7 protein-coding genes are annotated in these 8,631 nt (G+C 69.6%); 2 read left to right on the forward strand and 5 right to left on the reverse strand.

The annotated features are described in order from the left end of the window. The first annotated feature begins 118 nt into the window (after positions 1-118). Entirely contained in the window at positions 119-733 is a 615-nt protein-coding gene (gene tpg / locus MUU72_RS34630; RefSeq protein ID WP_248017432.1) for a telomere-protecting terminal protein Tpg, read from the forward strand. 36 nt (positions 734-769) lie between these two features. Here tpg and MUU72_RS34635 read toward each other — a convergent pair whose 3' ends face one another. The 4 genes from MUU72_RS34635 to MUU72_RS34650 form a co-directional block, all read right to left on the reverse strand. Further along, on the reverse strand, positions 770-1,885 hold the full coding sequence (locus MUU72_RS34635; RefSeq protein WP_248017433.1) for a hypothetical protein: 1,116 nt from the start codon (positions 1,883-1,885) through the stop codon (positions 770-772). 13 nt (positions 1,886-1,898) lie between these two features. Beyond that, the gene (locus MUU72_RS34640; RefSeq protein WP_248017434.1) at positions 1,899-2,642 is read right to left on the reverse strand and encodes an AAA family ATPase; all 744 of its coding nucleotides are present in this window, start codon (positions 2,640-2,642) and stop codon (positions 1,899-1,901) included. Continuing rightward, entirely contained in the window at positions 2,639-4,414 is a 1,776-nt protein-coding gene (locus tag MUU72_RS34645) for a TnsB C-terminal domain-containing protein (protein ID WP_282505442.1), read from the reverse strand. Before MUU72_RS34645 ends, MUU72_RS34640 begins: the two co-directional genes overlap by 4 nt. Before the next feature lie 121 nt (positions 4,415-4,535). After that, on the reverse strand, positions 4,536-5,213 hold the full coding sequence (locus MUU72_RS34650) for an AAA family ATPase (protein ID WP_248017436.1): 678 nt from the start codon (positions 5,211-5,213) through the stop codon (positions 4,536-4,538). 897 nt (positions 5,214-6,110) lie between these two features. On the opposite strand from MUU72_RS34650, the gene MUU72_RS34655 reads away from it, so the two are divergent. After that, positions 6,111-6,992 (forward strand): MFS transporter, encoded by an 882-nt coding sequence (locus MUU72_RS34655; RefSeq protein ID WP_248017437.1) that lies wholly within the window; start codon positions 6,111-6,113, stop codon positions 6,990-6,992. 245 nt (positions 6,993-7,237) lie between these two features. Here the strand turns inward: MUU72_RS34655 and MUU72_RS34665 are convergent, their stop codons facing one another. Beyond that, the gene (locus MUU72_RS34665) at positions 7,238-8,119 is read right to left on the reverse strand and encodes an alpha/beta fold hydrolase (RefSeq protein WP_248017438.1); all 882 of its coding nucleotides are present in this window, start codon (positions 8,117-8,119) and stop codon (positions 7,238-7,240) included. Between the last annotated feature and the right edge of the window lie 512 nt (positions 8,120-8,631).

An 8,631-nucleotide genomic window follows, 5' to 3' on the forward strand; every position in this document is an offset into this window, starting at 1 on the left:
AGGCGGGCAATAAAACGGTCAAACCCGCACGTCAACAGCATGAACGTCCTCTCAGAACCCTCTGTGGTCTCGTGCGGATGACGCATTTTGTTCATTGGGCCCAGCAAATGTGAAAGACATGGCAGCGCAGACGGGCGTTAAAGGTGTGACCACCAGGGTGGCCGAGTGCTGGGGAGTGTATGTGGGGAAGATAGGTGATGGCATTGAGCGAGCGCTGATGACGCGCCCGGTGCCTACAGGCGCCTCGGCATTGCGCTTTTTGATGAGAACGGAGAAGGGCTCTACGAAGCACGTGGCGCGTCTTGTGGGCGTTTCACAGCGCACCGTGCAGCGATGGGTCACTGATCGGCCGGAAATGCGGCGGCGTCCCAGCACAGCGCACACGAAGAGGATCGATGAGGTCGTCAGGGCGCGCTGGCAGCCCCGGGTCCGCGCGCGCCAGCGGGCCATGGCCGAAGAGGACGGATTCGTCATCCACACCAGGGCGCGGTTCGGGTTCGTGGCGCCTGCAGGCTCGTCGGACGATCCGCGGGTGCGGTGGATCACTCAGTATTTGCCAGGAGAGGTGGCCCGTGAACTGTTCGTCGCTCGGGACGCCGGCGCGGGCGAACAGCAGCAGACGGTGATCTTGGCCCGCGCGCTGGGACACGCCTACTTCCGCGAGTGGGGCCGCCGCGCACACGGTCTGCACATCGCCTTCAGCGACATCGAGTTCGCAGACTTCTCAATCTGATGAGCCCGCCTCTTCGAGCGAAACGCGTCAGAGTGTTCAGCGTCGCGAGGGCGGCCTGACGCGACTGGTCGGCATGGCTTCGTACCTCTCGGCTTCCTGCCGCTCGCGCCAGTCCCACTCCACACGGCCGGCCGGGCCTTTGCGGCGGGCCGCGGGCGGCTGGGGCGGGCGCAGTCTGGCCGTCTCCGCCACACGCAGCAGGTGCCCACGGTCACCTGGTGCGGCAAGCAGTTCCTGATCCTCGCCGGAGAGGAGCCGGGTGAAGCAGGCTGCGGCCCGCAGGAAGATGCCCGACCAGGGTGGTACGGGGTGAGCGGCGCAGCCGTCGGTGTAGCGAGCGCGGTCGTGCAGGGCGAGCGTGGCCGCAGCGTCGTCGTAGTCGCAGGGACGTGCGGTGGCGAGTTGCTGGAGGGAGGCGCCGGTGAACGGCGCGGCGGCGACGGCCGCGGCCAGGCGAGGATGTGCGGTGGCCGCGTGCAGCCGGCGGGCGACTCGCTGGGCGGTGGGCGCGGTGAGAGGCACGGGCGGTGGGCGGTGCCGCCAGGCGATCGGCGGTGGCGTGCACGGGTCGGCGCAGGGGCGGGGGCTGTCGTAGGAGACGAGGCGGTCCAGTGCCGACAGGGTGAGCCACCGGCTAACCGGCGCGGCGGGCTCGTCTGCGGGCGGGGGTTCGGCGATAGGCGTGCCGTAGTAGTGGCGGCGGGCAGCCTCGAAGTCGGCGGTGACGGAGTAGTCGGCCGTCCGCAGGGCCTGGTGCAGAGCGGCGGGAAGGTGAGGGCGGTGGCAGACCAGGGTCAGGTGGATACCAGTGCGGGCCTGTAGCTGCAGGAGGCGCATCGTGCGGCGGGCGGTGAGGCGGTGGGCGCGCAGGACGGTCAGCCGGGTGACGGGCAGGGCGGTCAGCCAGGCAGTGGCGGCTTCCCAGGCGGGCTGGCGGCCACCGGGAAAGCGGCCCGGGAGAAGGGGCGGTTTGCCCAGGGCGACGAGAAGGTCGTGGGCGAGGCCGGTCTCACTGGTGGTTCCCGGGCCGGGGTGCAGGGTGATCCGGCCGGACGGCGGATGGTGGGCGGCCAGAGCGGTGTGCGTGTGGATCGCGTCGTCGCCCGGGTCGAGGACCACAGTGACGGACGGCGGCGGCACGGTGAGCGGCATGGCGGTGGGGTGGTCAGCCAAGGCGGCTGAAGGCCCAGCGCAGCAGCTCCTGGTCGACGCGGGGGCGGCCGGTGCGTGCCAGGGCGGTGCGGGTGTGGGCGGTCAGCTGGGCCCAGGCGCGGAAGTTGCCGTGTGCGGCGTGGCTGTCGGCGAAGGTGATGTCGTCGGGATCGGCGTCGGCCCAGATGGGGTGGAACAGGGGGATGGCCTCGAGGACCTCGTCGGGGTTGAGGCGGGTGAAGTGCTGCCAGATGAAGATGCGGGAGGAGAGCATCGGTTCGCGGCGCAGCACGGTGTGGCAGCCCTCGCCGCCGACGAAGATGATCGCGAGCTGGGTGGAGGGTTCGTCCCACAAGTAGCGGAAGTACTCGAACGCCTCACCGTTGAGCCACTGGGCCTCGTCCACTAGGAAGGTGCGGGGGCGCTCAGCCAGGGCGGTCTTCAGCAGGCGGTCGAATTCACTGGGGTGGCGCGGCGGTTCACCGGCCAGATCGAGTGCGGCGAACAGCTCATAGCGCACCGCTCGGGCGGTGGGACGGGCACGGAAGGTGATCTTGCGGACGTCCTCGCCGGGTTCGAGTCCGCGCAGGCAGGTGTTGACGGCGAGGGTCTTGCCGAAGCCGGCGCCGCCGTGGATGCACATCATGGCGCGGGCGGCGACGGTGTCGGTGATGTTCTCCCGGGCGGTGAGCAGGGCGCGGGTGGTGACCACGGACGCATCGGGCAGGTCGACGTACTGGTAGGTGGCCGCGGTCACAAGGCGTCTCCGTCGTCGTCGGTGGTGGGAGGCGCGGCCCGCCCGTCGCGGCCGTCCGGGGCGGAAGCGCCATCACGGCCGGACGGGTGCGGGGCAGGCGGGCCTGGCGTGGTCAGCGCGGCCAGGGAAGCAGGGGTGCGCCAATCGACCGGGGGCGCGGCGGGCGGGATGAGGTCCGGCAGCGCCAGCTTCGAGGCGTCGTTGTGCTCGATGGCGGCTAGTTTGTGTTTGGCTTGAGCGGCGGTGAGAGCTCCCAGCCGTTGGGCCGGCCCTGCCGTGGTGGCCGGGGCGAAGCGCTGTCGGCGCAGCGTCTCGGCGGCTTTCACCTCGGCGCGCAGACGTCGGGCACGCTCCGCACGGGCTGTGCGCAGGGCCTTGAGTTGTTCGGGGGTGGCCGCGTCCGCGAGGTGCGCGGACCCGAGATACTTGCCGCTCGCGTCACAGATGTCGATCTCGTGATCGTGGTGCGGCATGTAGCGCACGGTGACGGTACGGCCGGCCTGGCCGGTCATCCAGGGGGCGATGTAGGTGCGCCCGCGCCACCGCACGCCGTGGCTGGTCAGCTTCCGCGGGCGGCCGTCGTCCTCCAGGGTGAACGTCCACAGGTCGGCCGCGGGGACATCGGTGACGGGAGTCGGATCGGCCTGCCATGCCTCAAGCGGCGTGCGGCCGGACAGCGCCTGGGGCCGGTGCTCGGTGTTCCACCAGTGGGTCCAGGCCAGCACCTCCGCGGTGAAGTCCTGAAACGACATGGCACCGGACGTCTCCGGCTTGCCCACGCCTTTGTGTCGTCGGCCGGAGCGGGGCTTGGTGGGGGTGAGGGTGTAGCCGGGCAGGGCCGCGAACAGCATCCGGTCAACGGCCCGGTTGAGGTTCTCCACCGTGCCCTTGAGGTGAGGGCTGTAAGCGGGAAGGTCCTTCACCGTCACGCCCATCGTGCCGAACGCGGCGGTGACGGTGGTCGACAGGAAGTCCTTGCCCCGGTCCACCCGCACCTGCTCCGGTGTCCCTCCCGCGGGGCCGTAGGGATCATCACGCAAAACAGCGGCACGCAGCGCGGCCAGCACGGAGGCACGGGAAGGAACGCTAAGAGTGACCGCGGTGCCGGTGATCACTTTGGTGGCGGTGTCGATGAACCACGTCACCCAGGGGCGCACCAGGTCGCCGTCGGCATCGACCAGCAGCGGTGCCTGGACGTGATCGGTCTCCCACACGTGATTGCGCCAGGAGGCCGCCCGTTTGCCGAAGACGTCGTGCGCGCGGGCCGCGTCCGGTCCCGCGGCAAGACCGGCCCGCTTCCCCGCGGTGAGATCGCGACGCACCGCGCGCAGGAACGTCGATAGCGACGGCACTGGGTCCAGCAACGGCACCGCAGCCGGCGGGGCGCCCGCGGGAGAAGCCGCGGATTCAGATGCCGTCGTCGGCTGACCGTCACGGCCGCCGGTCTGGGCCCGGTCCACCAACTGTCGGTGGACCGCGGAAGCATTGCCGTGCCAGTACGCCAGCAGCACCCGGATCTCCCTGGTGATCTCGAACCGCTCACCGCTGCGTTCCCCGGGGCGGATCGCGTCCTGGGGCGACCGGGAGGCCTCAGCCAGCCACCGCCACACCGTGCGCTCCGACACGCCCAGGCACTCCCCGGCCAGGCGCACATGCTCCCGCGAGAGCCGCCGCTCGGCGCGCAGCGCCAGCAGACGACGCACCGCCGGCGCCCGCAACGCCGTCAACGACTCCTCCCCCAAAACACCGGCCGGATCCTCCGGCGGCGTCATCCGCTGCCCGTTCACGCCGTGCCCCTCCGCCTCTTCCACTTTCATGGAGCGCGCCTTCGTTCACCTCGTCTCGGAACAGATGAAGGCCCTCCTACACGAGCCCTCCGAGCAGCGCGGACGGTCACGGGTAAGGGCCAAGACGCGCGCAGGCCTGCTCGATCAGCTCCCGGTCCACAGGCCTTGCGGGGCCGCGTTCGCGGGCTGCGTAGACATGCGACGTGATCTTCGCCCACGTGCGGAAATTGCCGCGCGCCATCTGCTCATCCGCCCGCGCAAGGTCGTCCGGGTCCACCTCCGCCCACACGGGATGGAAAAGCGTCAGCGTCTGCAGTACTTGAGACGGCTCAAGCCGGCCGACCTGATGCCAGGTCAGCACTCGTGAGCGCAGCGCCGAAGCACGGGCGAGGGCCCGCTCGCTTCCCGCCCCACACAGCACCAGCGCCGCCGCACAGCCCGGCGCGTCCCACAACTGCCGCAGGTAATCCAGCAGTGGCGGCGTCAGCCGCTGGGCGTCATCGAGAAACAGCACACCCGGCTCGGCCAGTGCCCGCATCAGAGCCCGGCTGGCCGGCCCGGCCCGGTGCGGCAGCGCCCCCGACGGCAGCCCGAGCGCTTCACACAGCGAGGCCCGCAGCTGTGGCAGACCGGGTGCCACGCCGGCCACCGCCCGCCACACCGGCACCCGGCCGGGCAGAAGATGCAAAGCCTGCTCGACGGCGACCGTCTTCCCCAGGCCCGTGTCCCCGTACACACAGCACATCCCGCGTGCCGCGACCGTATGCCCCACGGCCTCCGCCACAGCGGCCACCTGCCGTGTGGACACCAGCCGGGCCCCCGGCACGTACAACCGCACACCGCCGCTCCGCACCCCCGCATCCGCGGCGTCCTCCGACACCGGCACGTCGGCGGCGGCCCGTCGACAACAAGCGGACCACTCGCCCCGTCCACGAGCCCCAGATCCGCCAGCGCCCGGTCATACCGGCTCGGCTCCAGACCCACCCGGGCCCCTGCCGGACGGGCCACTTCAAGAACCCGGCCCGCCCCCAGATCCCGCTTGATCACCCGGTGCAATGTCGGCAGCGAGGGCACACACTGCGCACCCCAGCCCTCCAACGCCCCCTCTTCCTGGGCCCGGAGCATCCTGCGCCGCAACTCCGCGACGTTCCCGCCCACCTCCGCAAGGACCTCCCACAAGGCGTCACTCAGCGAGAACCCGTCCTGCCGCGGCCGCGCCTCGACGTGGCCCCGGCGCCCATCGGCCAGCCAACGCCACACCGTCCGCTCTGACACACCCGCCAGCTCCGCCGCGATCCGCACATGCAGCGCAGTCAACGTCCCCTCCCCATCCACCGCAAGAAGCCGACGCACCACCACACCCCGAGCCAACGGCACACCCCCCGTCGGCGCAGCCCCAGCCGACCCCGCCCGGAGCTCACCCGCCGAAACCCCCTGACCCGTCATACGGCCCAGCCCACCCGACCCCGCCAACCCCTCACACAGGAACAGCGAAACCCATGACAGCCAGCGACCAACCTGCTAGCCACACCACAACAGCCGCTTGGTCACCCCATGACAGCGACCACAACCCCGCCCTGGACCCCGCTACCAGGACACCCACATCACGAGCCCGCTGACGCCCACCCACTGCCACCCCACCGCCCAATCACACGCACCAGCCTGCGGCCACACCGTCGAGGTGAGCCTGCTCGATCTCGACGGTCGCTGCCTTGAGCAGCTCACCGACCTTTCGGTCTCGCTGGTCTACGGCTTCACCCAGGCCGAACCACGAGGATGGGACGACCCGACGGTGCTCGCCCTGCTCATCGGCGGCGTTCTCCTGCTCGGCCTGTTCGTTTGGGTGGAGGCCAAGTCGCGGCATGCGCTGCTGCCGCTGCACATTCTCGTCCACCGGGCCTGGGGCGCCGCGTTCGTCTCCGTCTGCGTGATGTTCATCGCGAGGTTCGGCTTCTACCTCTTCGTGAGCTACTACACGCAGACGATCCTCGGCTACTCACCCGTCAAGGCGGGCATGAAGCTGCTGGTGAACGCCGTCAGCACCACTGTCGGCGCGATGGTGATCGCCGGGAAACTGCACCGTCGGGTCGCTTCGAACATCCTGATCGCGGGGAGCTTGGTGTCCTCCGCCGCCGGCATGCTGATTCTCACGCAGCTGGAAGTGGACAGCTCGCAGGTGTTCCTGGCCTACCTGACCCCATCCATGATTCTGACGGGTATCGGTCTCGGCTGCCTGCTGGCGGCGGCGACGCACTTGGCGACGGTCGAGTTGAACCCGGCCGAGGCGGGGGTCGCCTCGGCGGCGTACAACACGGTGCAGCAGGTGGGGGCCGCGTTCGGCACCGCGCTGCTCAACTCCATCGCGACCAGCGTCTCCACGTTGTACCTCGAGGACCGCGCGCATCGTCCGGAAGCCGGCAACGTCGGGACCGTGCACGGCTACACGGTGGCGCTCTGGGTGGCATTCGGCATTCTCGTGGGTGGCGCGCTGGTCGTCGGGCTTTTCTCCCGACGCGGTCAACGAACCACCCGGTCGGAAGCGGTACTCGAAGCGTCGAAATAGGCAAAGAAGCAGCCGAAGAGGAGAGATTGTTCATGCAAGGTAACCGGGTGGCCGCCCGCCTGCGCCAGGGTTCACGCGGCGGACGGCCTCCGGGCTTCGACAAGGACCGGCACAAAGAGCGCAACACGGTGGAGAGAGCCATCGGCAAGCTCAAGCAGTGCAGAGCCGTCGCGACCCGATATGACAAGCGAGGGTAGGTCTACCTCGGCACTGTCACCGCCGCTGCTCTCCTTATCTGGCTCCGATCATGATCCGGTAGGCGAGAGCGAGAGCGCGGCGATCTCCCCCAGAACCCGGGCCGCCGGTGCCGGGTCTACCAGCCACTTCAGGTGGCTGCTGGTGAGTGTACGGACGTCGTAGGGGTTCTCCGGCGTCAGTGCGTCGCCCTCGCGGATCATCCGGTCCTGCATGGCGAGCGGCACGCTGGTGTCCTCGGTCAGCCGGATGTACGACTTGGGGATCCGCCCCCAGGTGTCGGCCTGCGCCCGGTCATCGGGTGTGCCGGCGTCGAGGTTCTCGTCGGGTTGGAAGGTGTTGAGGAGAACCAGGAACTCCTCGTCCGTCCCGTCGGCGAGGAAAGCCGCTTTGAAGGCCGCGAGGGCGCCGGGGTCTGCGGTGCGGAAGTTGGAGCGCAGCAGCCCGAGCTCGGCAGGGTTCCCGACCATCGCCGACGCCAGCCCTGTGGCGTCGACCGTGGCCATCTCGGGCTCGGCATAGTAGGCGCTGACGTCGAGATCGACGGGGCACCAGGCGGAGACATAGACGATGCGGTCGATCAGGTCGGGCCGCTGGTTGGCTGCGACGGTGGCCGTCATGCCGCCGCGGCTGTGTGAGACGAGGATGACGGGCCCGTTCCGCTTGGCCCGTTCCAGTATCCCGATGAGGTGCGCGGCGTTGTCGGCGAGCGTGACGCCCTTGATGGCCCCGGGCGCGGTGGCGAGCCCTCCGAGATCCTGCGGCGCCTGATAGGCCCGCGGGTACGTCGCGTCGAACCCGTGCCCCGGAAGATCGACGGCGACGGAGCGGTGTCCGAGGAGGCCGAGTTCGGCTTGGAGCGGCGCGAAGGAGAAGGAGTTCGCGAAAGCTCCGTGAACCAGTACGAACGTCGGTTGCATCTGTCTGCTCACTTTCTGGTCCTCCGCGGCGTCGGCAGCACGCGCATCGCCCGTTCCGGCGCCGCGAACCCCCTCGCGGCCGAGGCCGGGGACCGAGTCGTCGTCCCGCAGCGCACCATCCCCGCCGCAGAAGCGTCTTCGTGGATGGCAAGCGCCCGCGGTCAAGCGCGGAGTCACGAGGGCGGCTTACGAACAGCTGCCCATCATCCGATGCTTCACAGTACTCAGTGAAAGATCATCCGCACTACTCGTATGAGTCCTTCCGCTTGTGCACTTCGCCGCCCGCTCCGCACGGCCTTGGCTTCGACGGACGGGCCTTCTCATCACCGCTGTCGTGCGGGGGCCGTTTTCCATCAACTCCTGGTATCGGGACATCCGGCGTGAAGCCGGTGGGACCCTGGCCACTGTGATCGGAAGCCCGACTACAGCCTCGGAGGACGTGGCTCCGCCGAAGATCGAAGAGACGCCCCCTAGTAGTGCTTTGTTACGTGGTCTTGTCACGGTGGGTGTGTGGTAGTTCGCTG

The organism is Streptomyces rhizoryzae (genome assembly GCF_023155275.1).
GTDB lineage: Bacteria > Actinomycetota > Actinomycetes > Streptomycetales > Streptomycetaceae > Streptomyces > Streptomyces rhizoryzae.